This is a genomic window from Pseudomonas sp. SK2 (genome assembly GCF_016772395.1).
In the GTDB taxonomy this organism is placed as follows: domain Bacteria; phylum Pseudomonadota; class Gammaproteobacteria; order Pseudomonadales; family Pseudomonadaceae; genus Aquipseudomonas; species Aquipseudomonas taiwanensis.
This window is the reverse complement of record NZ_CP061944.1, coordinates 1981474-2002509: the sequence shown is the minus strand read 5'-3', so window position 1 is coordinate 2002509 and position 21036 is coordinate 1981474. Positions and strand designations below refer to the sequence as shown.

Below are 21036 nucleotides of genomic sequence, written 5' to 3'. Positions count from 1 at the left end.
AGGGGATTCGAAGGCCCGTCAACCCCCCCCTGTCGCAGAAACCCACACCCCCCCCTCATAGAGAAGCAATGCTTGCGGCCCGACCGATCAATTGCGCACTATAGTGCACATCACCCCTCTCCCAGGATCGCAACACAGCAATGAACACCCAATCCCGCAGTCTGGCCGCCACCCTTTTCCCGATAGGCCTGCTGCTTATTGCCATGGCATCGATTCAATCTGGCGCCTCGCTTGCCAAGAGCATGTTTCCGATCATCGGCGCACAAGGCACTACCACACTGCGGCTGGTTTTTGCGTCCGTGATCATGCTGCTCATCCTGCGCCCCTGGCGAGCACGCATTACCGCCACCACGCTGCGCAATGTGATCATCTATGGCATGGCGCTGGGCGGCATGAACTTCCTCTTCTATATGTCCCTGCAAACCGTCCCTCTGGGCATCGCCGTAGCACTGGAATTCACCGGCCCCCTGGCCGTGGCGCTGTTCGGCTCACGTCGAGCCATCGACTTCCTGTGGGTTGGCCTGGCCACTCTAGGGTTAGTGCTACTGATCCCTGCCGGCCATGGCGGCCAGTCGCTGGACCTTGTGGGTGCCGCCTACGCTCTGGGAGCTGGCGTGTGCTGGGCGCTCTATATTCTGTTCGGCCAACGTGCCGGCGCCGAGCACGGTATCCAAGGGGCTGCGCTGGGTGTAGTGGTCGCCGCCATCTTCGTGGCGCCTATCGGTATCGTCCACGCCGGCAGCGCCCTGCTGACACCTGCCGTGATCCCGCTAGCCCTGGGTGTCGCCATCCTGTCGACCGCCCTGCCCTATAGCCTGGAAATGATCGCACTCACGAAAATGCCCGCGCGCACCTTTGGCACCTTGATGAGCATCGAGCCTGCGGTCGCCGCGATGTCAGGGCTGGTGTTCCTGGGCGAGGTCCTGACATTCACTCAGTGGCTGGCCATCGCGGCGATCATTACTGCTTCGGTGGGTGCCACACTGTCGATGCGCAGGGAAGCGAATCCTCCTGTCGCCGCCGACTGATATGAGAAATATTTTCATTTGAGACAGGATTAACCATTGTGGGCGCCCGCCGTGCTGATTAAGCTGTCACAGAATCATCATGTTTACGCTATCTACTGAGCCGAACACGGACGCTGGGGACATTTCAGGAAGAATTGACGCAATTACGACAGGGCGACACCTGACAAGCCCTGCACAGTAAGGACAGGAATGAAACGTATTTTGGTCATCCTGGCCATCTTCGCTATTGCTGGATGTGCCGCCACAGCCAAGACTGAGGTCAAGAGAGGGAAGAAGGGCCTGCATATCAACTGCTCGGGGCTCTCCTCTTCATGGGACAACTGCTACAGCAAGGCCGCAAACTCGTGCAGCAAGCGAGGCTACAAAGTCATCGCGCGGTCCGGGGATACCGATGAAGAACCCGGGGATTACCTGTTCGGCATCAATCCCGCCGGCTATACCAGCCGCAGCATGATCGTCATCTGTAAATAAGGAAGGGCAGCCCAAGTGCTGCCCTTTTTCGGTCGTGCAGAGGCTCACGTCACAACGGAGTTGTTCGCGCCTCCAGCCAAGTCAGTGCGTCACCCTGCAACAGCGGCGCGAGGCGCTCACGAACGATTAGGTGATAGCCATTCAACCATTTGCGTTCCTCCTCGGTTAGCGACTCCGGGACAAGGCAACGTGTGTCGATCGGGCACAACGTCAAGGTCTCGAAAGACAGGAAGTCGCCGAACACACTCTTGCCCGCCTCACGGGTTGCCACCAAATTCTCGATTCGCACCCCCCAAGCACCCGGCCGGTAGGTGCCTGGCTCGATCGAACTGATCATCCCTGCCTGCATCGCAGTCTGCGGAGCCGCCGCCGCTTGGTAGGCAATCACCTGCGGACCTTCATGCACGTTCATGAAGTAGCCCACGCCATGCCCGGTACCATGGCCATAGTCGACCTGGTCAGCCCAGATCGGTGCACGCGCAATGGCATCAAGCAGCGGCGACAGGATGCCCCGTGGAAAGGTGGCGCGGGACAGCGCGATCATCCCCTTGAGCACACGCGTGCAGTCCTTTTTCTGTTCAAGACTCGGGGTACCCACAGGAACCATCCGGGTGATGTCGGTGGTGCCGCCAAGGTACTGCCCTCCGGAGTCTATCAACAGCAGGCCATCGCCCTCGATGACCGCATGGGACGCTTCGGTCGCGCGGTAATGCGGCATGGCACCGTTACCATTGAAGGCGGCAATGGTCGAGAAACTCAGCGAAACGAAGCCTGGACGACGTCGACGCGCAGCGCTCAATTTCTCATCGACAGTCAGCTCGGTTATCACCTCTTGGCCCTGCTGCGCCTCGAACCAGGCGAAGAATTCGCACAAGGCCGCTCCATCCTGCTCCATGACCTGCCGAATATGCCGCAGTTCCTCATCGCTCTTGCGCGATTTGCTAAGCGTCGTCGGGTTCAAACCTTCGATCAGTTGCACCCCTGCGTCCAGGTTATTCAACAGGCCGCAGGTCACGCGCGCCGGATCGACCAGCAGCCGGCTGCCGTGTGGCAGTCGCTTCAATGCCTCGTGGACCGCGCTGTAATCACGTACTTCGATGCCATCCACTTCAAGCACATGACGCAAATGCTCATCGAGCTTGCTGACCTCCACGAACAGAATTGCCTGGTCCTTGCCAATAAGTGCAAAGGCAACGAAGACCGGGTTGTATGAAACATCGCTTCCGCGCAAGTTGAACAGCCAGGCAATGTCATCCAAGGTCGCGATGAAATGCCAGTCTGCTCCCTTCTCCTGCAAGGCACCACGCAACTGGGCAAGTTTCTCGGCCCGGCTGACCGTGGCATAAGGAGGCAGGTGCTGATAGACCGGGTTGAAGGGCAGTTGCGGGCGCCCCTCCCAGACCTCTTCCAGCAGATCCTTGTCAGTGACAAGCCGCGCTTCGCGGGCTTTTAGCCGATCTTGAAGCTGTCGCGACGAAGCCAGAGCCATGACCGCCCCATCCACGGCCACCGTGCCATCGAACGGAATATGTTCTCCCAACCATTCCAGCGCCCCAGGCTTGCCCGGCATCAGCTTCATCAGTTCGATGCCGCTTCCGGCCAGCTCTTTCTCGGCCTGCTCCCAATAACGGCTGTCGACCCATACCCCTGCAAAGCCTGCAGTCACCACCAAGGTGCCCACCGAGCCGTCAAAACCCGACAGCCAACGGCGCCCCTGCCAATAACCGGGCAAGTACTCGGACAAATGGGGGTCGGCCGAAGGCACCAGCAGGGCATCGACACCCTCCCGCGCCATGACTTCGCGCACGCGCGCCAGGCGCTCCGGCACACTTTGCTCAATCGTGGTCTGAACGTTCATGCGCACTCCTGCGGACACATCTTGGTTATTCCAGGATGAGGATAATGGAACAGCAGCCACGGTGTCGCAATCGTGGCGTCGACTCACGGCATGCAATGCCCATGACGCCCTGTAGGAACGAGACACTTCCTACGATCGAGCGGGACCACCGATCAGTTCCGGCTGAACTTACCGCAAGCCACAGCTTCACAAACTCTATGTTCATCGCGCTCAGGCGGAAGCACATGGCACGTGTCACCGAGAAAACCACCGTGGTACTGCTCGACACCCGCGAGCACACCCCGGAACACGAACACAGCGTGCATCTGAAACTGGCCCAGGGCCTGGCCCAACTGCTGGGGTGCGAGACGGTCCTGTCCGACCTGCCACCGTCGCAACACGAGCAGTGCTACTACCTGCCTACCGAAACGCTGATCGACCCGCAACGGTACACGGCGCTGGGCATTCACAGCGCGCGTGACCTGTTTGGCGGTTTGGTCAGCCATCCCTACATGGCGACGAAGGCAATCTCCCATCCACTGCCGGCAAATGCCAGCTTCCCGCCCGGCTGGACCGACGACTTTGCCCGACAAGCCAGCGATGCGCTGCTGTGCGGCTACACCGTATTCAGCAAGTCCGATGCCCGCCGCGCAGCCCAGTTGTTGCTGCGCGACGGGCCAGTGCGGATCAAACCCGTCCTGTCGCGCGCCGGGCGTTGCCAGAAAGCCATCAGCGAACTGGATGGACTGGAACCGCTATTGGCCAGCATGGACGACAAGGATCTGGCACTTTGGGGTCTGGTGCTTGAGGAAGACCTGAGCGACATACAGACCTTCAGCGTCGGCCAGGTACAGGTCGCAGGCCACACCTGCAGCTATCACGGCACCCAGCAGTTGACCCGTGATCACCAAGGGGAAGAGGTCTACGGCGGCTCAGAACTGGTCGTGGTACGTGGTGATTACCACGCCTTGCTGCAACTGCCCCTGGAAGACCATGTGCGCCTGGCGATCCGCCAGGCCATGATTTACGAGGAAGCCGCAGAGCAGCACTTTCCCGGTTTCATCGCATCGCGGCGCAACTATGACATCGCACGCGGGAGCAATGGCCAAGGCCGCCTGCGCAGCGGCGTGCTCGAGCAATCGTGGCGCGTCGGCGGCGCCAGCAGTGCAGAACTCCTGGCACTGCAGGCTTTCGCCGACGACCCGGCACTGCAGCAGGTCTGCGCCTCGACCCACGAAGTTTTCGGGCAACTTGAACTACCCACTGACGCCACCCTCTTCTACCAAGGAAACGACAGTGAACTCGGACAACTCAGCAAATTCGCACGGATTCGCCACTATGAGTATTCAGAGTGAATCCGTTGATCTGCAGGTCGAAGGCGACAGCATAGCCGGCACTCTTGTCAGCCCCGGCAACAAGATGCCAGGCATTCTGTTCGTCCACGGCTGGGGCGGTAGCCAGCAACGGGACCTGGCCCGCGCCAGACAGATTACGGGACTTGGCTGCGTGTGCATGACCTTCGACCTGCGTGGCCACGAAAATACCGCTAGCCAACGCCTGACCGTCACGCGCGAGCAGAACCTCCAAGACCTACTGGTGGCCTACGACCGCCTGGCCGGCCACCCGGCCGTCGATAGTAACGCTATCGCCATCATCGGAAGCAGCTACGGAGGCTACCTGGCAACCCTGCTGACCTTGCAGCGGCCCGTAAAATGGTTGGCCTTGCGCGTACCGGCAATGTACTGGGACGAGGATTGGCATAGCCCCAAGCAAACCCTCGACCGCCAGCGCCTCAACGCCTACCGCCAGCGCCCGCTTGGCCCGGACGACAACCGCGCCCTGGCGGCCTGTGCAGCGTTTCGCGGCGACGTGTTACTGGTCGAATCAGAGCAGGATGACTATGTCCCTCATACGACGATGATGAGTTATCGCTCAGCGTTCGTCAGCGCTCACTCGCTCACCCACCGCATTGTCGATGGAGCCGATCACGCGCTTTCCAGCGAGGAGAACCAAAAAACCTACAGCTCGATCCTGACGGCGTGGATCAGCGAAATGGTGATCGGTGCACGCCTCGACCGCTACCCGCATTATGCCCCGTGGTATGCCTGACCCTCACCGATCTGGCAGTGCAGGTCTCCATCGGCGTCGCGTACCAGGCTGCACAATGCCTGGTAGGCGGCAAAGTTGACCCCCCGGGCCCGGTGTAGGCTCAACAGGTCGAAGAACGGCTCCTCGGCAAAGCACTCTGCAGCCGCTGCCCAGGCTTGGCGGGACTGCCATTGCAGACACTGCAGCACCCGACTGCCATCGTCGCTGGTCTGGATGCTGACCCCTTGCAAGTCTTTGCAACGCACAGCCAACTCTTCGCTGCGCACGACCAGCGCCTGGGCCAACGCTGCCTGATGCGAGGCGGGCACTTGGTATTCGATCATCTGAGTGAACCACAGGGTTTGCGGTGTGGCTGTCATCAGCAGTCTCCTTGTCGAGGGCACTTGCTACAAGATGTTCGGCAGGGTAAAACCTCCAGTTAACTCAAGGTCAAGAGCTTTTTTAGCATGCCAAGCAAGCCCCCTATCGCCGCTGACAAGCTGCTCAGTGTTGGCCAACTGGCGGCACGCAGCGGTGTCGCGGTGACGGCCCTGCACTTCTACGAGACCAAAGGGCTGATCCAGAGCACCCGCAACGCCGGGAACCAGCGCCGCTACTTGAGGGCGATGTTGCGTCGAGTCGCGGTGATCAAGATGGCCCAGCGCCTGGGCATACCTTTAGCCGAAATTGCCGAGGCCCTTGCCGAGCTGCCCAGCGACCACACCCCCACCGCCGAGGACTGGCGGCACCTCTCCGCACGCTGGCGCCAGGACTTGAATCGGCGGATCGACGAAATGATCAGGTTGCGCGACCAGCTCGATGGCTGCATCGGCTGCGGCTGCATGTCGTTGAAGGATTGCCCCTTGCGCAACCGTCAGGATCATCTGGCAGAAGAAGGCCCAGGGCCGCATCTGCCCTGATCAAGGCAACACGAATCTTCGCCGGTACTCGCTGGGCGTCAGGCCAGTGACTCGCTGAAACACCTTACGAAAGGCGCCCGGATCCTGGTAGCCCACGCCCCAGGCAATCTGCTCAACCGTACGCCGGGTGAATTCCAGCATCCGGCAGGCCTGCCCAACTCTCACTTGCTGGCAATATTCGGTCGGCCTGAGCCCCGTGGCGGCACGAAACCGCCGCAGAAACGTGCGCGCCTCAAGCCCGGCGCAGGCGGCCATGCTTGCCAGGTCGGCGTCGTGGGCTGCTCCGGCCTGGAGCCAGTGCTGAACCCTGAGCACAGCTTCGTCACCATGATCCAGGCTCGGGCTGAACAGCGCCCCCGGCATTGGCGTGGAAACCGGCTCGACCGACAGGTAGCGTGCCGTCTCGCACGCCACCGAGGCGCCAAGATAACGCTCAAGCAGACGCAGCCCCAGCTCAGTCCAGGCCATCAAGCCGGCTGACGTCATGATGTCGCCGTCGTCCAGCAGCGGCTGATTGGCCTCCACACGCACCTTGGGGAAACGCTGGGCCAAGGTATGCGCGTAGTTCCAGTGGGTACTGGCCGCGCGCCCGTCGAGCAGCCCGCTGGCGGCAATGAAGAACACCCCGATGCACACCGACGCCAATACCGTACCCCGGTCATGCCAGTGACACAGTGGCAAGCGGTGACGCTCCAGTACCTCAGGCACTGGCATCGACTCCAGACTCGGCGGAATGATCAGCACCCGCAGCCCATGCCCTTCGCGCCCCGGCTCATCGGCAATACAGCGCAATTGCCCGGTCTCGTCCAACTGCCAATGGCTGACACGCACGCGTGGCAGGTCGTCAGCCCCCAACTCGGCCGCCACACGGTTGGCAACGGTGAACAGGTCATCGAGGCCATGCACCGCCGCACGCTGTGCGCCAGGATAGATCAGCAGGCCGATCTCCAGGCTGCCAGGGTTGTCAGTTTTTGCCGCCATAGTGTCGTTCGCGCCAATCCTCAGGTCAGTGCGTACAGCCTATAACTATGGCCTGACAACGACTACTGCCACAGGAGGCAACATGAGCAAGCACGCCCTGATCATCATCGATATCCAGAACGACTACTTCCCCGGCGGCAAGTGGCCTCTCGACGGTGTCGAAGCCGCTGCCGACAACGCTGCACGACTGCTCGCCGCCGCCCGTGCGCGACGCGATCTGGTGGTGCATGTTCGCCACGAGTTCGAAAGCGCTGATGCACCGTTCTTCGCCCCTGGCTCGACCGGTGCGCACTTTCACAAGAAAGTCGCCCCCCTGGACGGTGAGCCAGAGGTGCTCAAGCACAAGGTCAACGCGTTCCTCGACACCTCGCTCAAGCGCACCCTGGATCAACACGGTGTAAAAAGTCTGACCATCGTCGGCAGCATGAGTCACATGTGCATCGACGCCGCTACTCGTGCCGCCGCCGACTATGGCTATGCAGTCACGGTGGCGCACGATGCCTGCGCGACGCTGCCACTGGAGTTCGATGGCAAGCAGGTTCCAGCGGTCGATGTGCATGCCTCGGCCATGGCCGCACTGGCATTCGCCTATGCCAAGGTGTTGAAGACCGACGACTTGCTGGGGCAGTGAAACCGGACCATACCTACGGTCAGATCACTACATTACGCACGAACCGCGTGGGCACGTTTCCATCATTGCGGTAGGCGTACCGACAGTTGCTGGGAAACACATGGAACTGGCCGACCTGCAAGCAGTGCTCGGCCCCTTCGATGATCAGGGTCAGTTGCCCTTCAGCCACGTAGATCTGCTCGCTCCACCCTTCTGCGTCGGCTTCGCTGACGTAGCACTCCCCCGGCGCGAGGGTCCACTCCCAGATCTCGACCTCTCGTCGGGCCGCACTGCTGGCCAGCAGCACGGCCTTGCTCTGCGGGTGCTCACCGGCCCAGGCCAGCTCTTCGATGCGGCTTGGGTCGCGGTGGTCAGGCGCCTGGATCAACGTGCTGAACGCCACGCCCAGCGCCTCGGCGATCAAGTCGAGGGTGGTCAGGCTGACGTTCTTTTCCCCGGCCTCTATCGCCACGAGCATGCGCCTGCTAACCCCGGAGCGCTCCGCCAGGGCACTTTGGCTGAGCCCCAGGCCGTTACGCAAGCGACGGACGTTTTGGCTCACGTGTTGAAGCACCGATGAACGGTGCGCGGAATCTTTGTGCACTATATTGCTCACTGGAAGAGGTTGCGCAGTATACTGCCCACTTTGCGGCGATTGTGCGCCGCCCCCTCCGAGTGCGCAAGACCATGAACCAGCCAGACACCGCCCCAAAGACGTCGTTATCTTTACGCCTGAGCAAGGCCGAACTGGTCCTGGTGTTCATCACCATGCTCTGGGGTGGCACCTTCCTGCTGGTCCATAACGTGATGACCGTCAGTGGCCCGATGTTCTTCGTCGGCCTGCGTTTTGCCGCCGCCGCCCTGTTCGTCGGCCTGGTATCGGCGCGCGCACTGTCGGGCCTGACTTTCACCGAGCTGAAGGCCGGCATGCTGATCGGTGTATCCATCATGCTCGGCTACGGCCTGCAGACCATGGGTCTGCAAACCATCAGCAGCAGCCAGTCGGCATTCATCACCGCACTTTACGTACCCTTCGTCCCGTTGCTGCAATGGCTGGTGCTCGGGCGTCGACCTGGCCTGATGCCGAGCATCGGCATCTGCCTGGCCTTCGTCGGCCTGATGCTGCTGGCCGGCCCGGAAGGCGGCGCCCTGCATTTCAGTGAAGGGGAACTGGTCACCTTGGTCAGCGCCGTGGCCATCGCTGGCGAGATCATCCTGATCAGCCGCTATGCCGGCCAGGTCGATGTGCGCCGGGTGACCGTGGTGCAGTTGGCCACCGCTTCGTTGCTGTCGTTTCTGATGATCGTTCCGACCCAGGAGCGCATTCCCGACTTTTCCGGGTTGCTGCTGGCCAGCGCCTTGGGACTGGGCGCGATGAGCGCGGTCATTCAAGTGGCCATGAACTGGGCCCAGCAATCGGTATCGCCGACCCGCGCCACCTTGATCTACGCGGGCGAGCCGGTCTGGGCCGGGATCGTCGGGCGCATCGCTGGCGAACGTCTGCCGGGCGTGGCGCTGATCGGCGGCGCTCTGATCGTATTGGCCGTGATCGTCAGCGAGTTGAAGGTCCGCCGCGGTGACGCGGCCGACCACGCCTCGGATGAAACCCTTCAGCACGAACGTGAAGGCAGCCGGTAAAGCGCGTAACAGCAGCTATGCTTTGTAAAAAACTGTTATAAAAAAACAGCTTGTCACACCGGTTTTGTACGATTCTGCGACAGCTTGCGTGTTGGTGATCAACTGCTCGGCACGTATGATCCTTGGCAAACCTCTCCAGAATAGAACGCTATGTCATTGATAGTGCTATTGCTTCTGCCGTTCGTGGGCAGTTGCCTGGCAGCCGTGCTGCCGCACAATGCACGTAACGCCGAGTCCATCCTTGCCGGGCTCGTAGCCTTGGTCGGTACCGTCCAGGTAGCACTGTTGTACCCGCAAGTCGCCCATGGCGGGGTAATTCGCGAAGAACTGCTATGGCTGCCAAGCCTGGGCATGAACCTGGTGCTGCGCATGGATGGCTTTGCCTGGCTGTTCTCGCTGCTGGTGCTGGGCATCGGCACCCTGGTGTCGCTGTACGCCCGGTACTACATGTCGCCACAAGACCCGGTACCGCGCTTCTTCGCCTTCTTCCTGGCATTCATGGGCGCCATGCTCGGTTTGGTGATTTCCGGCAACCTCATCCAGCTGGTGTTCTTCTGGGAGCTGACCAGCCTGTTTTCGTTCCTGCTGATCGGCTACTGGCACCACCGCGCCGATGCTCGCCGGGGGGCCTACATGGCGCTGATGGTCACCGGCGCCGGCGGGCTGTGCCTGTTGGTCGGCGCGCTGCTGCTCGGCCATGTGGTCGGCAGCTATGACCTGGACAAGGTGCTGGCCGCTGGCGAGACCATTCGCCAGCACGCGCTCTACCCGGTGTTGCTGCCACTGATCCTGATCGGCGCCCTGAGCAAGAGTGCGCAGTTCCCCTTCCAGTTCTGGCTACCCCACGCCATGGCTGCGCCCACGCCCGTGTCGGCATACCTGCACTCGGCAACCATGGTCAAGGCCGGGGTGTTCCTGCTGGCCCGTCTGTGGCCGGTACTCTCAGGCAGCGAAGAGTGGTTCTGGATCGTCGGCGGTGCCGGCGCGCTGACCCTGCTGCTTGGCGCCTTCGCCGCGATGTTCCAGAACGACCTCAAGGGCCTGCTGGCGTACTCGACCATCAGCCACCTCGGGCTCATTACCCTGCTGCTGGGCCTTAACAGCCCGTTGGCTGCCGTAGCGGCGGTGTTCCACATTCTCAACCACGCCACCTTCAAGGCGTCATTGTTCATGGCCGCCGGCATCATCGACCATGAAAGCGGCACCCGCGACATTCGCCGCCTCAGCGGCCTGATCCGCCTGGTCCCCTACACCGCCACGCTGGCCATGGTCGCCAGCGCCTCGATGGCCGGCGTACCGCTGATGAACGGTTTCCTGTCCAAAGAGATGTTCTTCGCCGAGACGGTGTTCATCTCCTCTACCGCCTGGGTCGAAGCCGCATTACCGGTGATTGCCACGCTGGCGGGCACCTTCAGCGTGGCCTACGCCCTGCGTTTCACCGTCGATGTGTTCTTCGGCCCAACTGCGCAGGACTTGCCGCACACCCCGCATGAACCGCCGCGCTGGATGCGTGCCCCCGTGGAACTGCTGGTGCTCACCTGCCTGGTGGTGGGCATTTTCCCAGCCCAGTCGGTCGGCCCATTGCTGGCGGCGGCTGCACTGCCGGTGGTAGGTGGAACCTTGCCCGAGTACAGCCTGGCCATCTGGCACGGCTGGAATGCCCCGTTGATCATGAGCCTGATCGCCATGAGCGGGGGCATCGTGTTGTACCTGCTGCTGCGCAACCAATTGCGTCGCGGTCGTTTCCCTTACCCACCACTGATCGAACGGTTCAACGGCAAGCGCTTGTTCGAACACGGCCAGGTCCGACTGATGCTGCTGGCGCGGCGCATCGAACGGCTGTTGACGTCCCGCCGCCTGCAGGCGCAACTGTTCATGCTGGTGCTGGCAGCCTTCCTGGCCGGGCTCACGCCGATGCTTTACAGCGGCCTGAGCTGGGGTGACCGTCCGAAGATCCCGGGTTCTGGCGTGTTCGTCGCCCTGTGGCTGATCGCCATCGCCTGCGCCATCGGGGCCGCCTACCAGGCCAAATACCACCGGTTGGCGGCGTTGATCATGGTCAGCGTCTGCGGTCTGATGACCTGCATAACATTCGTCTGGTTCTCGGCACCGGACCTGGCACTGACCCAGCTGGTGGTCGAAGTGGTCACCACCGTGCTGATACTGCTCGGCCTGCGCTGGCTGCCGCGCCGTATCGAGGGCGTCTCGCCGCTGCCCGGCAGCCAGGAGCGTGCGCGTCTGCGGCGTCTGCGCGACCTGCTGCTGGCGGTGCTGGTCGGCGCGGGCATGGCGGCGTTGTCATATGCCATGCTGACCCGGCCGACCCCCAACGACATTTCATCGTTCTACCTCAGCCGCGCCCTGCCCCAGGGCGGCGGGACCAATGTGGTCAACGTGATGCTGGTCGACTTCCGCGGCTTCGATACCCTGGGGGAAATCACCGTACTGGTCGCCGTGGCCCTGACCGTGTTCGCCCTGCTGCGCCGCTTCCGCCCGCCCAAGGAAAGCATGCAGCTGCCTGCACAACAACGGTTGCTGGCACCAGACGTGGTCACCGACCTGATCAACCCGCGTCATGCCGCCGATACCGCACTGGGCTTCATGATGGTGCCAGCCGTATTGGTGCGCTTGTTGCTGCCGATCGCCCTGCTGGTGTCGATGTACCTGTTCATGCGCGGCCACAACCAGCCAGGCGGCGGTTTTGTCGCCGGTCTGGTGATGTCTGTGGCGTTCATCCTCCAGTACATGGTTGCCGGGACCCAGTGGGTCGAAGCCCAGATGAGCCTGCGGCCGCTGCGCTGGATGGGTACCGGCCTGCTCTGCGCCACCCTGACCGGGGTCGGCGCAATGTTGCTGGGTTACCCTTTCCTGACCACCCATACCGCTCACCTGCACCTGCCCGTGCTGGGTGACGTGCACGTGGCCAGCGCCTTGTTCTTCGATGTCGGCGTGTACACCGTCGTGGTTGGTTCGACCTTGTTGATCCTCACCGCCCTGGCGCACCAATCGGTCCGCGCCTACCGCCCGGCCAACCCGTCGAAATCCAGCCAAGCAGGAGCCGCCTGATGGAAGAAGTCATTGCAATCGCCATCGGTGTGTTGGCCGCCTCTGGAGTGTGGCTGATCCTGCGTCCTCGCACCTATCAGGTGATCATGGGCCTGTGCCTGCTGTCCTACGGCGTCAACCTGTTCATTTTCAGCATGGGTAGCCTGTTCATCGGCAAGGAGCCAATCATCAAGGACGGCGTCACCCAGGACCTGCTGCACTACACCGACCCACTCCCCCAGGCCTTGGTACTCACTGCCATCGTCATCAGTTTCGCCATGACCGCGCTGTTCCTGGTGGTGCTGCTGGCCTCCCGTGGCCTGACCGGCACCGACCATGTCGATGGCCGGGAGCGTGAAGAATGACTGGAGCGAGCCAACTGATCGTCGCGCCCATCCTGCTGCCATTGCTCACGGCAGCAGTGATGCTGTTGCTGGGCGAGAAACATCGCCAGCTCAAGGCCCGCCTGAACCTGCTGTCCAGCATCAGCGGCCTGGCCATCGCCATCTACCTGTTGCTGTGGGTGCGCACCCAAGGTCAGGCGGAGTCCATTGGTGTCTACCTGCCTGGAAACTGGTCGGCACCGTTCGGCATCGTGCTGGTTGTCGACCACCTGTCTGCCCTGTTGCTGACCCTGACCGGGGTCATTGCTGTGAGCGCCCTGATGTTCGCCCGTGCCCGTTGGGACAGTGCCGGCGCCAGCTTCCATGCGCTGTTCCAGATCCAACTGATGGGCCTGTACGGGGCGTTCCTGACCGCCGACCTGTTCAACCTGTTCGTATTCTTCGAGGTGCTGCTGGCAGCTTCCTACGGTCTGTTGTTGCACGGCTCGGGCCGGGCACGGGTCAGGGCTGGCCTGCACTACATCGCCATCAACCTGTTCGCTTCGTCGTTGTTCCTGGTGGGCGCGGCGATGCTCTATGGCGTAACCGGCACACTGAACATGGCCGATCTGGCCCTGAAGATACCGCTGGTGCCCGAAGCCGACCGTGGCCTGCTGCATGCTGGCGCCGCGATTCTGGCCATGGCGTTTCTGGTCAAGGCCGGCATCTGGCCACTGAATTTCTGGCTGGTACCCGCCTATGCCTCAGCCAGTGCTCCGGTGGCGGCGCTGTTCGCCATCATGACCAAGGTCGGGCTGTACGCGGTGTTGCGCCTTTGGACCTTGCTGTTCTCCGGCCAGGCCGGGGCCTCGGCGCACTTCGGTGGCCAGTGGCTGGTCTATGGTGGCCTGGTGACGCTAGCGGTGGCGGCAGTGTCGATTCTTGCTGCGCAACGCCTGGAGCGGCTGGCTGCCCTGAGCATCCTGGTCTCCGCTGGTACGCTGCTGGGCGCGATCGGTTTCGCCCAGCCGGCCCTGATCGGCGCTGCGCTGTTTTACCTGGTCAGCTCAACCTTGGCCCTATGCGCACTGTTCCTGCTTGCAGAACTGGTCGAGCGTTCGCGCTCGGCCAACGAACTGCCCCTGGATGAAGAGGAAGATGCCATTCCGCCGCCGCTGGAGTCGCTGCACCCTCCAAAAGGCATCAACCTCGACGATGAACAAAAGGCCGTGATCGGCCAGATCATCCCATGGACCATGGCCTTCCTGGGCCTTAGCTTCATCGCTTGCGCACTGCTGATCATTGGCATGCCGCCGCTATCGGGCTTCATTGGCAAACTCAACCTGATCAGCGCCCTGTTCAATCCACAAGGGCTTGGCACTCCGAGCGAACAACCGCTGAGCGCGGCGGGCTGGGGGCTGGTGGCACTGCTGGTGCTGTCTGGCATGGCTTCTCTGATCGCCTTCTGCCGCGTCGGTATCCAGCGCTTCTGGAAGCCCGAGGAACGTCCTTCACCGGTACTGCGCCGCTTCGAATACCTGCCGATCGTCATCCTGCTTGGCCTGTGCATCATCCTGAGCTTCAGGGCCGAGCCTGTGCTGCGCTATACCCAGGACACCGCTGCCAGCTTGCAAGCACCCGATGCGTACATAGAAGCCGTGATGGCCGCACGCCCGATACCGGGCCCCACCACGCTCGACGGGCAGGTGCAACCATGAGCCGACTATTCCCTGCCCCGCTGCTGTCCCTGTCGCTGTTCGTGCTGTGGCTGCTGCTCAACTTATCGGTGAGCGCCGGCAACCTGCTGCTTGGCGCAGCCCTCGGCATGCTGGCGCCTTTGCTCATGGCCCCTCTGCGGCCTCAGCATGCCCATGTGCGACGGCCGCTGGTCATCGCCAGGCTGATCTTCCGGGTAGGTATCGATGTGATCGTGTCCAACCTGTTGGTCGCGCGCGGCGTGTTGCGCGCAGGCAAGCGACCACCCCGCTCGGCATTCGTGCACATTCCGCTGGATCTGCGTGATGCCCATGGCCTGGCGGCGTTGTCGATGATCACCACGGTCGTGCCTGGCACCGTCTGGTCAGAACTGGCCCTGGACCGCAGTGTGTTACTGCTGCATGTGTTCGACCTTGAAGACGAACACGCCTTCATCGAACACTTCAAGCACACCTACGAACGCCCGTTGATGGAGATATTCGAATGACAGGCCTGCTTGCCAATGCAGTCCTCGCCAGCCTGTTCATCTTTGCGTTGGCCATGGCCCTGGCGCTGATCCGGCTGTTTCGTGGCCCGTCCGCCCAGGACCGGGTCCTGGCGCTGGACTACCTGTACATCCTGGCGATGCTGATGATGCTGGTGCTCGGCATTCGCTATGCCAGCGATACTTACTTCGAGGGCGCGTTGCTGATCGCGTTGTTCGGCTTCGTCGGCTCGTTTGCCCTGGCCAAGTTCCTGCTGCGCGGCGAGGTGATCGAATGACGGACACCCTGGACTTGCCTCTGTGGCTTGAGCTTGTCACCGCCGCACTGCTGCTGACCAGCAGCCTGTTCGCCCTGGTGGGAGCCTTGGGCTTGTTACGCCTGAAGGACTATTTTCAGCGTATGCACCCACCGGCACTGGCTTCCACTATCGGCGCCTGGTGCGTCTCTCTGGCCTCGATCCTTTATTTCTCGTGGCTCAAGGAGGGCCCGGTACTGCACGCCTGGCTGATTCCGATCCTGCTGTCGATCACGGTACCGGTAACCACACTGTTGCTGGCCAGGGCCGCGCTGTTTCGCAAACGGATGTCGAAGGAAGCGGTGCCTGAGGAAATCAGCAGCCACAAAAATCACGACCACTGAGCAGACGCCTTTCTACCCCTCGCTCAGACGCTGCAATTCACGCCGTACCATCGCGGCATAGGGTGCTGGGCTCAGCTGATAGAGCTGGCCCGCTACCCAGGCCAACCAGGCACCCTGCATCCGCTCCCGCTGTGCCAACAGATGCTCGGCCTGCGCGGTGGCTTGCGCCTGATACCGCAGATGAAACTCGGCCCGGCTCTGGGGCGTAACGGCGCTTTCACTCATTCACTGGCCTTGAAGGTGGTCAACTCACCCTTACGCCATTTCGCAACCTTGCCGGTCACGGCCTTGAGCAATTTGCCCAGCCCTTCCTGAACTTGTTGCTGGGCGGCGAACACCAGCATCACGCCGTGGCCTTCGCGAAACACGATGCCTTCACCTTCAGGGACGGAAACGAACGCATAGTCACCTACGCCATAGACATTGAGCTTGATGTCACGAAAGCGCATCTCCAGCTTGCCGCCTTCGCGACTGGGCAATACCGCAGCCCGGAAGTGGTCACCCACCTTCAACTCCAAACGTTGCTTGTCGTCGACGACCAACGCACTGTCGGTGTCGATTTCAGCCATGTACAAACCTTCGGGGCTTTGCTCGGTGACATAGACAAAACGCCCCTGAAACAGTTTGACGAGCCTTGCGCGCAAGTCGCCCAAGGCAAACAGAGCGTGGGTATCAAGAGTACTGACTGCCAATGAAGTGATCCTCAAACCGTTTACATCCGCACTCACTCTTCGTGCAAGAGGCGCGGCCAATTCATGTCGATAGACAAAGATTAATAACGCAATACACGAGATGTCTGTGCCTGCAGACGCTGCTGCATGCAGGAATCGTTACTCTGACTTGCCAGATCTGGCCTAAGTGCAGGCTTTCGGCATATTCCCCTCGGGGAAGCGTAAAGTCTGACAGCAAAAATGCCAGAAAAGATGCGACAGATTGCGACAGGCCCCTCGGCAGAATGGGCGCTGGAATCTATCGGTGCATTACGTAGGCGGAAATATGCACGAAAACACCAAAATCCGTCGAGAGAAAAAGAGGTTTTTTCTTACGCCGCTGGGCGCAATATCCTACTTAGGCGGCTCGCCCCTTATCCAATTGCTGTAACCATGCCACCTGGCACTCGACCGCTTCGGCACGGCTGGCGAAGGCAGTGCCCCGGCGTTCGCCGTTGACCAGTACCACCCAGCACACCCGCCGCCCCTGCGCCTGCAACATTGCAGGTACGCCAGAGCCAATCATCACGGCTACATCGACTCGGCTATTCATCATTCCCTCCGGAATTTAATTAGCAACCTAACGATGAGCCCATGATACGCCTGCCAAGGTGCCGGAAAAAGCGCGCTTCAGCACAGCTGTATTGCGCCGATGGCAACAAATCTGTCGCAAACTACAGTCACGCAAAAAGCCCCAGGGATCGCTCCGTGGGGCTTGGTCAGACGCGTCGACTCAGATCTGGCGCTGGTGACGGTCGAGCTGCTCGTGACGCTCTTGAGCTTCGATGCAGTATTTGGTGGTCGGACTGATCAGCAGGCGCTGCAAGCCGATAGGCTCACCGCTGTCGTCGCACCAGCCGAAGCTTTCGTCAGCGATACGGCCCAGGGCCATTTCCAGCTGCGGCAGCAGGCGCTGGTCACGCTCGATGGCATTGACCAGCCAGTGGCGCTCTTCTTCGACCGAGGCCACATCGGCTGGATCCGAAGGGGTATCCAGGCTTTCGATGGTGGCGCGGCTCAGCTCGATGCGTTCATGGGTTTCGACTTTCATCGCCTGCAGCAAGGCAGTGAAGAATGCCAGCTGTTCAGCGTTCATGTAGTCATCGGCCGACATGGCCAGCAACTGTTCCTTGGTCATCGATTTCTCTATGAAAAATGTGCATTGGGCGATTCGGGTGCCGCCAGCGCCTTGGCGCGGGCAGCGGAATTCTTCAAGCGCCAACCGGCACTCTTTTACAGGGGGCGGCAGTCTAAGGCGCCACGTCGCCCGGAGCAACTGCAATCACAAGGGAATTTGACCGAAATGGCCTGGATTCCGCCCATCGGCAGATCCAGGCAGGGCCGACCCACGACCTTTGCCGGTCGTGGGCGGCCAGGGGAAGAGGCGCGAAAACCTCCCGTGGCGCCCAGGCCACGACAGGGTTGTACTCAACGGTCCTTGAACTGTGCTTCGCGCTTGCCGATGAAGGCCGCCATGCCTTCCTTCTGGTCTTCGGTGGCGAACGCAGCGTGGAACACGCGACGTTCGAAGCGAACACCTTCGCTGAGGGTGACTTCGAAGGCCCGGTTGACGCTTTCCTTGACCATCATGCTCACCGGGATCGATTTGCTGGCGATGGTCGCAGCCACCTTCAGTGCCTCTTCCAGCAGCTCGGCCTGTGGCACCACGCGGGCCACCAAACCTGCGCGCTCGGCCTCCTCGGCGCCCATCAGGCGGCCGGTCAGGCACAGCTCCATGGCCTTGGCCTTGCCCACTGCACGGGTCAGACGCTGGGTGCCGCCCATGCCCGGCAGTACGCCCAGGTTGATTTCCGGTTGACCGAACTTGGCGTTGTCGGCGGCCAGGATGAAGTCGCACATCATCGCCAACTCGCAGCCCCCGCCCAAGGCAAAGCCAGAAACAGCCGCGATGATCGGCTTGCGTCGATTGGCAATGCGGTCGGCATCGCTGAACAGGTCGTCGACATAGATCTGCGGGTACTGGAGCTCGGCCATTTCCTTGATATCAGCGCCGGCGGCGAAGGCCTTGGCGGAGCCGGTCAGGACCACACAGCCAATGTTGGGGTCACGTTCGAGCTGGTCCAGCGCCTGGTTGATCTCAGCCACGATCTGCGCGTTCAGCGCATTGAGCGCCTGGGGGCGGTTGAGGGTGATCAGGCCGACCTTGCCGTGGATGTCCAACAGGATGGTTTCGAATGCCATGCAGGATGCTCCTTCAAAGATTACGCGCAATGACCATGCGCTGAATGTCGCTGGTGCCCTCGTAGATCTGGCACACCCGAACGTCGCGGTAGATTCGTTCCAGCGGGAAGTCGCTCAGATAGCCATATCCACCCAGGGTCTGCAAGGCATCCGAGCATACCTTTTCGGCCATTTCCGAGGCGAAAAGCTTCGCCATCGAGGCTTCCACCAATGCCGGGCGCCCGGCATCACGCAAGGCTGCCGCGTGCAGCACCATCTGCCGGGCGACCGCAATGCGAGTGGCCATGTCGGCCAGGCGGAAGGCCACTGCCTGGTGCTCGATCAACGGCTTGCCGAAGCTCTGCCGCTCGTTGGCGTAGTCGCGCGCCACTTCGAACGCAGCCCGCGCCATACCGACCGCTTGGGAGGCAATACCGATGCGGCCACCTTCGAGGTTGGCCAGGGCGATCTTGTAGCCCTGCCCTTCCTCACCGAGACGATTGGCGACTGGCACCCGCACGTTGTCGAATACGATCTGGCAGGTGTCGGACGCATGCTGGCCGAGCTTGTCCTCGACTCGCGCGACCTGGTAGCCAGGTGAGTCGGTGGGCACGATGAACGCGGTGATGCCACGCTTGCCCGCCTCCGGGTCGGTGACGGCGAACACGATGACCACCCCTGCGTTCTGCCCGGAGGTGATGAACTGCTTGCTGCCATTAAGCACATAGTGGTCGCCTTCGAGCCGTGCACGGGTTTTCAGGCTACTGGCATCGGAACCGGCCTGGGGTTCGGTCAGGGCAAAGGCCCCAATCATCGAACCACTGGCCAGGGGGGCGAGGAATTGCTGCTTCTGGTGCTCGGTGCCGAATTTCAGGATCGGCACGCAACCGACCGAATTGTGCACACTCATGATGGTCGAGCAGGCACCGTCGCCGGCCGCGATCTCCTCCAAGGCCATGGCATAGGCCACATAGCCGGTGTCACTGCCACCGTACTGTTCCGGCACCAGCATGCCGAACAGGCCCAGACCGGCCATTTCCGCAATGGCCTCACGTGGATAGCGGTGGGCCTTGTCCCACGCCTCGGCAAACGGTTTCAACCGCTCCTGGGCGAAGTCTCGCACTGCGTCGGCGATCTGTTGTTGCTCATCAGTTACCAACATGGCTCACCTCAATACAGGCATTCGACGGCCATGGCAGTGGCTTCGCCGCCGCCGATGCAGATCGCTGCCACGCCACGGCGCAAGTTGTTCTGGCGCAGGGCCGACAGCAGGGTCACCAGGATGCGCGCGCCCGAGGCACCGATGGGGTGGCCCAGGGCGCAGGCGCCGCCATGGATGTTGACCTTTTCAGAGGGTAGGTCGAGGTGTTTCATGGCCGCCAAGGTGACCACGGCGAATGCCTCGTTGATTTCGAACAGGTCGACCTCGGCCAGGTTCCAGCCGGTGCGCTTCATCAATTTGTCGATCGCACCGATCGGTGCGGTTGGGAACAGTGCCGGCGTATCGGCGAATGCGGAGTGTCCATGGATGACCGCCAGTGGCTTGAGGCCGCGTTTGTCGGCTTCGGAGCGACGCATCAGCACCAGTGCGGCAGCACCGTCGGAAATCGAACTGGAGTTGGCGGCTGTCACGGTACCGCCTTCGCGGAAGGCCGGCTTGAGCTGCGGGATCTTGTCCAGCTTCGCCTTGGGCGGCTGCTCGTCATCCTTGACCAGGCGCTTTTCCTTACCCTCGGTGACCTCGACCGGGACAATCTCGGCGGCGAAGCGCCCGTTCCTGATGGCTTCCTGGGCACGGGTCAACGACGCGATTGCAAAGTTATCCTGCGCTTCGCGGCTGAATCCGTTGGCCTGGGCGCAGTCCTCGGCGAAGGTTCCCATCAGGCGCCCTTTGTCATACGCATCCTCCAGGCCATCCATGAACATGTGGTCGATGATCCTGCCGTGGCCCATGCGGTAGCCGCCACGGGCCTTGTCCAGCAAATACGGTGCGTTGGTCATGCTCTCCATGCCCCCCGCCACCACCACATCGGCGCTGCCGGCCAGCAGCAGGTCATGGGCCATGATGGCCGCCTGCATGCCCGAGCCACACATCTTGTTCAGGGTGGTGCACGTGGTGTGCTTGTCGAGCCCGGCGCCCAACGCAGCCTGGCGGGCCGGTGCCTGGCCCTGACCTGCCGGCAGCACACAGCCGAACAGCACCTGCTCGACACTGGCGGCATCGACCCCAGCGCGCTCGACGGCGGCGCGGATGGCGGCGCTGCCCAGTTGCGGCGCGGTCAGGCTCTTGAGTTCGCCCTGCAACCCACCCATGGGCGTGCGCACAGCGCTGACGATGACGATCGGATCGTTAGCAATGGTCAT

At 61.9% G+C, this 21036-nt stretch carries 24 protein-coding genes; 13 read left to right on the top strand and 11 right to left on the bottom strand.

Annotation, left to right across the window (positions count from 1 at the left end; translation table 11 throughout):
• Positions 1-140: 140 nt before the first annotated feature.
• Positions 141-1028, top strand: coding sequence for a threonine/homoserine exporter RhtA (gene rhtA, locus IF103_RS08875; protein WP_023379780.1), 888 nt, complete (start codon positions 141-143; stop codon positions 1026-1028).
• A 189-nt stretch (positions 1029-1217) separates the two neighbouring features.
• Positions 1218-1499, top strand: coding sequence for a hypothetical protein (locus tag IF103_RS08870; protein ID WP_023379779.1), 282 nt, complete (start codon positions 1218-1220; stop codon positions 1497-1499).
• Between the two features lie 49 nt (positions 1500-1548).
• Here the strand turns inward: IF103_RS08870 and IF103_RS08865 are convergent, their stop codons facing one another.
• Complete coding sequence (locus IF103_RS08865; RefSeq protein ID WP_202676033.1) at positions 1549-3357, bottom strand: aminopeptidase P family protein; 1809 nt, start codon at positions 3355-3357, stop codon at positions 1549-1551.
• Positions 3358-3581: 224 nt separating this feature from the next.
• On the opposite strand from IF103_RS08865, the gene IF103_RS08860 reads away from it, so the two are divergent.
• On the top strand, positions 3582-4691 hold the full coding sequence (locus IF103_RS08860) for a DUF3182 family protein (protein ID WP_202676032.1): 1110 nt from the start codon (positions 3582-3584) through the stop codon (positions 4689-4691).
• Positions 4675-5445, top strand: coding sequence for an alpha/beta hydrolase family protein (locus tag IF103_RS08855; RefSeq protein ID WP_202676031.1), 771 nt, complete (start codon positions 4675-4677; stop codon positions 5443-5445). The genes IF103_RS08860 and IF103_RS08855 overlap by 17 nt, the downstream gene beginning before the upstream one ends.
• Here IF103_RS08855 and IF103_RS08850 read toward each other — a convergent pair.
• Positions 5424-5804 (bottom strand): hypothetical protein, encoded by a 381-nt coding sequence (locus IF103_RS08850; protein WP_027907621.1) that lies wholly within the window; start codon positions 5802-5804, stop codon positions 5424-5426. The two genes, IF103_RS08855 and IF103_RS08850, sit on opposite strands and share 22 nt — an antisense overlap.
• Before the next feature lie 87 nt (positions 5805-5891).
• On the opposite strand from IF103_RS08850, the gene soxR reads away from it, so the two are divergent.
• The gene (gene soxR, locus IF103_RS08845) at positions 5892-6344 is read left to right on the top strand and encodes a redox-sensitive transcriptional activator SoxR (protein ID WP_027907622.1); all 453 of its coding nucleotides are present in this window, start codon (positions 5892-5894) and stop codon (positions 6342-6344) included.
• Here the strand turns inward: soxR and IF103_RS08840 are convergent, their stop codons facing one another.
• The gene (locus IF103_RS08840; RefSeq protein WP_023379773.1) at positions 6345-7325 is read right to left on the bottom strand and encodes a GlxA family transcriptional regulator; all 981 of its coding nucleotides are present in this window, start codon (positions 7323-7325) and stop codon (positions 6345-6347) included. It lies immediately after the preceding gene.
• Positions 7326-7407: 82 nt separating this feature from the next.
• On the opposite strand from IF103_RS08840, the gene IF103_RS08835 reads away from it, so the two are divergent.
• Entirely contained in the window at positions 7408-7956 is a 549-nt protein-coding gene (locus tag IF103_RS08835; RefSeq protein WP_023379772.1) for a cysteine hydrolase family protein, read from the top strand.
• 19 nt (positions 7957-7975) lie between these two features.
• On the opposite strand, the gene IF103_RS08830 is transcribed toward IF103_RS08835, so the two are convergent.
• Positions 7976-8539 carry a helix-turn-helix domain-containing protein gene (locus IF103_RS08830; RefSeq protein WP_023379771.1) on the bottom strand — a complete coding sequence of 188 codons (564 nt, stop codon included), beginning with the start codon at positions 8537-8539 and terminating at the stop codon, positions 7976-7978.
• A gap of 83 nt (positions 8540-8622) precedes the next feature.
• On the opposite strand from IF103_RS08830, the gene IF103_RS08825 reads away from it, so the two are divergent.
• From IF103_RS08825 to IF103_RS08795, 7 genes are all read left to right on the top strand, one after another.
• Positions 8623-9573: a DMT family transporter gene (locus IF103_RS08825; protein WP_023379770.1), complete on the top strand. Its 951-nt coding sequence runs from the start codon at positions 8623-8625 to the stop codon at positions 9571-9573.
• Between the two features lie 150 nt (positions 9574-9723).
• Complete coding sequence (locus tag IF103_RS08820) at positions 9724-12639, top strand: monovalent cation/H+ antiporter subunit A (RefSeq protein ID WP_027907624.1); 2916 nt, start codon at positions 9724-9726, stop codon at positions 12637-12639.
• Positions 12639-12983 carry a Na+/H+ antiporter subunit C gene (locus tag IF103_RS08815; protein ID WP_023379768.1) on the top strand — a complete coding sequence of 115 codons (345 nt, stop codon included), beginning with the start codon at positions 12639-12641 and terminating at the stop codon, positions 12981-12983. The genes IF103_RS08820 and IF103_RS08815 overlap by 1 nt, the downstream gene beginning before the upstream one ends.
• Positions 12980-14659, top strand: coding sequence for a monovalent cation/H+ antiporter subunit D (locus tag IF103_RS08810; RefSeq protein WP_023379767.1), 1680 nt, complete (start codon positions 12980-12982; stop codon positions 14657-14659). Before IF103_RS08815 ends, IF103_RS08810 begins: the two co-directional genes overlap by 4 nt.
• The gene (locus tag IF103_RS08805; RefSeq protein WP_023379766.1) at positions 14656-15144 is read left to right on the top strand and encodes a Na+/H+ antiporter subunit E; all 489 of its coding nucleotides are present in this window, start codon (positions 14656-14658) and stop codon (positions 15142-15144) included. The genes IF103_RS08810 and IF103_RS08805 overlap by 4 nt, the downstream gene beginning before the upstream one ends.
• On the top strand, positions 15141-15419 hold the full coding sequence (locus IF103_RS08800; protein ID WP_023379765.1) for a K+/H+ antiporter subunit F: 279 nt from the start codon (positions 15141-15143) through the stop codon (positions 15417-15419). Before IF103_RS08805 ends, IF103_RS08800 begins: the two co-directional genes overlap by 4 nt.
• Positions 15416-15781: a Na+/H+ antiporter subunit G gene (locus tag IF103_RS08795; protein ID WP_023379764.1), complete on the top strand. Its 366-nt coding sequence runs from the start codon at positions 15416-15418 to the stop codon at positions 15779-15781. Before IF103_RS08800 ends, IF103_RS08795 begins: the two co-directional genes overlap by 4 nt.
• A gap of 12 nt (positions 15782-15793) precedes the next feature.
• Here the strand turns inward: IF103_RS08795 and IF103_RS08790 are convergent, their stop codons facing one another.
• From IF103_RS08790 to IF103_RS08760, 7 genes are all read right to left on the bottom strand, one after another.
• Complete coding sequence (locus IF103_RS08790; protein ID WP_023379763.1) at positions 15794-16006, bottom strand: hypothetical protein; 213 nt, start codon at positions 16004-16006, stop codon at positions 15794-15796.
• The gene (locus tag IF103_RS08785) at positions 16003-16473 is read right to left on the bottom strand and encodes a hypothetical protein (RefSeq protein ID WP_023379762.1); all 471 of its coding nucleotides are present in this window, start codon (positions 16471-16473) and stop codon (positions 16003-16005) included. The genes IF103_RS08790 and IF103_RS08785 overlap by 4 nt, the downstream gene beginning before the upstream one ends.
• 376 nt (positions 16474-16849) lie before the next feature.
• A complete protein-coding gene (locus tag IF103_RS08780) occupies positions 16850-17044 on the bottom strand; it encodes a hypothetical protein (protein WP_023379761.1) in 195 nt (64 codons plus the stop codon).
• Positions 17045-17224: 180 nt separating this feature from the next.
• Positions 17225-17629 (bottom strand): TraR/DksA family transcriptional regulator, encoded by a 405-nt coding sequence (locus tag IF103_RS08775; protein WP_023379760.1) that lies wholly within the window; start codon positions 17627-17629, stop codon positions 17225-17227.
• A 290-nt stretch (positions 17630-17919) separates the two neighbouring features.
• On the bottom strand, positions 17920-18693 hold the full coding sequence (locus IF103_RS08770) for an enoyl-CoA hydratase (protein ID WP_023379759.1): 774 nt from the start codon (positions 18691-18693) through the stop codon (positions 17920-17922).
• 13 nt (positions 18694-18706) lie between these two features.
• Complete coding sequence (locus tag IF103_RS08765; protein WP_023379758.1) at positions 18707-19834, bottom strand: acyl-CoA dehydrogenase; 1128 nt, start codon at positions 19832-19834, stop codon at positions 18707-18709.
• A gap of 8 nt (positions 19835-19842) precedes the next feature.
• Positions 19843-21036 (bottom strand): acetyl-CoA C-acyltransferase, encoded by a 1194-nt coding sequence (locus IF103_RS08760; RefSeq protein ID WP_023379757.1) that lies wholly within the window; start codon positions 21034-21036, stop codon positions 19843-19845.

Coding starts and splice junctions, on each gene's coding strand:
- IF103_RS08790 (WP_023379763.1), bottom strand. CDS start 16,006: ATGAGTGAAAGCGCCGTTACGCCCCAGAGCCGGGCCGAGTTTCATCTG.
- IF103_RS08860 (WP_202676032.1), top strand. CDS start 3,582: ATGGCACGTGTCACCGAGAAAACCACCGTGGTACTGCTCGACACCCGC.
- IF103_RS08870 (WP_023379779.1), top strand. CDS start 1,218: ATGAAACGTATTTTGGTCATCCTGGCCATCTTCGCTATTGCTGGATGT.
- IF103_RS08795 (WP_023379764.1), top strand. CDS start 15,416: ATGACGGACACCCTGGACTTGCCTCTGTGGCTTGAGCTTGTCACCGCC.
- IF103_RS08800 (WP_023379765.1), top strand. CDS start 15,141: ATGACAGGCCTGCTTGCCAATGCAGTCCTCGCCAGCCTGTTCATCTTT.
- IF103_RS08865 (WP_202676033.1), bottom strand. CDS start 3,357: ATGAACGTTCAGACCACGATTGAGCAAAGTGTGCCGGAGCGCCTGGCG.
- IF103_RS08805 (WP_023379766.1), top strand. CDS start 14,656: ATGAGCCGACTATTCCCTGCCCCGCTGCTGTCCCTGTCGCTGTTCGTG.
- IF103_RS08760 (WP_023379757.1), bottom strand. CDS start 21,036: ATGACCATTGCTAACGATCCGATCGTCATCGTCAGCGCTGTGCGCACG.
- IF103_RS08780 (WP_023379761.1), bottom strand. CDS start 17,044: ATGAATAGCCGAGTCGATGTAGCCGTGATGATTGGCTCTGGCGTACCT.
- IF103_RS08810 (WP_023379767.1), top strand. CDS start 12,980: ATGACTGGAGCGAGCCAACTGATCGTCGCGCCCATCCTGCTGCCATTG.
- IF103_RS08840 (WP_023379773.1), bottom strand. CDS start 7,325: ATGGCGGCAAAAACTGACAACCCTGGCAGCCTGGAGATCGGCCTGCTG.
- IF103_RS08855 (WP_202676031.1), top strand. CDS start 4,675: ATGAGTATTCAGAGTGAATCCGTTGATCTGCAGGTCGAAGGCGACAGC.
- IF103_RS08825 (WP_023379770.1), top strand. CDS start 8,623: ATGAACCAGCCAGACACCGCCCCAAAGACGTCGTTATCTTTACGCCTG.
- IF103_RS08850 (WP_027907621.1), bottom strand. CDS start 5,804: ATGACAGCCACACCGCAAACCCTGTGGTTCACTCAGATGATCGAATAC.
- IF103_RS08775 (WP_023379760.1), bottom strand. CDS start 17,629: ATGACCAAGGAACAGTTGCTGGCCATGTCGGCCGATGACTACATGAAC.
- IF103_RS08815 (WP_023379768.1), top strand. CDS start 12,639: ATGGAAGAAGTCATTGCAATCGCCATCGGTGTGTTGGCCGCCTCTGGA.
- rhtA (WP_023379780.1), top strand. CDS start 141: ATGAACACCCAATCCCGCAGTCTGGCCGCCACCCTTTTCCCGATAGGC.
- soxR (WP_027907622.1), top strand. CDS start 5,892: ATGCCAAGCAAGCCCCCTATCGCCGCTGACAAGCTGCTCAGTGTTGGC.
- IF103_RS08820 (WP_027907624.1), top strand. CDS start 9,724: ATGTCATTGATAGTGCTATTGCTTCTGCCGTTCGTGGGCAGTTGCCTG.
- IF103_RS08765 (WP_023379758.1), bottom strand. CDS start 19,834: ATGTTGGTAACTGATGAGCAACAACAGATCGCCGACGCAGTGCGAGAC.
- IF103_RS08835 (WP_023379772.1), top strand. CDS start 7,408: ATGAGCAAGCACGCCCTGATCATCATCGATATCCAGAACGACTACTTC.
- IF103_RS08770 (WP_023379759.1), bottom strand. CDS start 18,693: ATGGCATTCGAAACCATCCTGTTGGACATCCACGGCAAGGTCGGCCTG.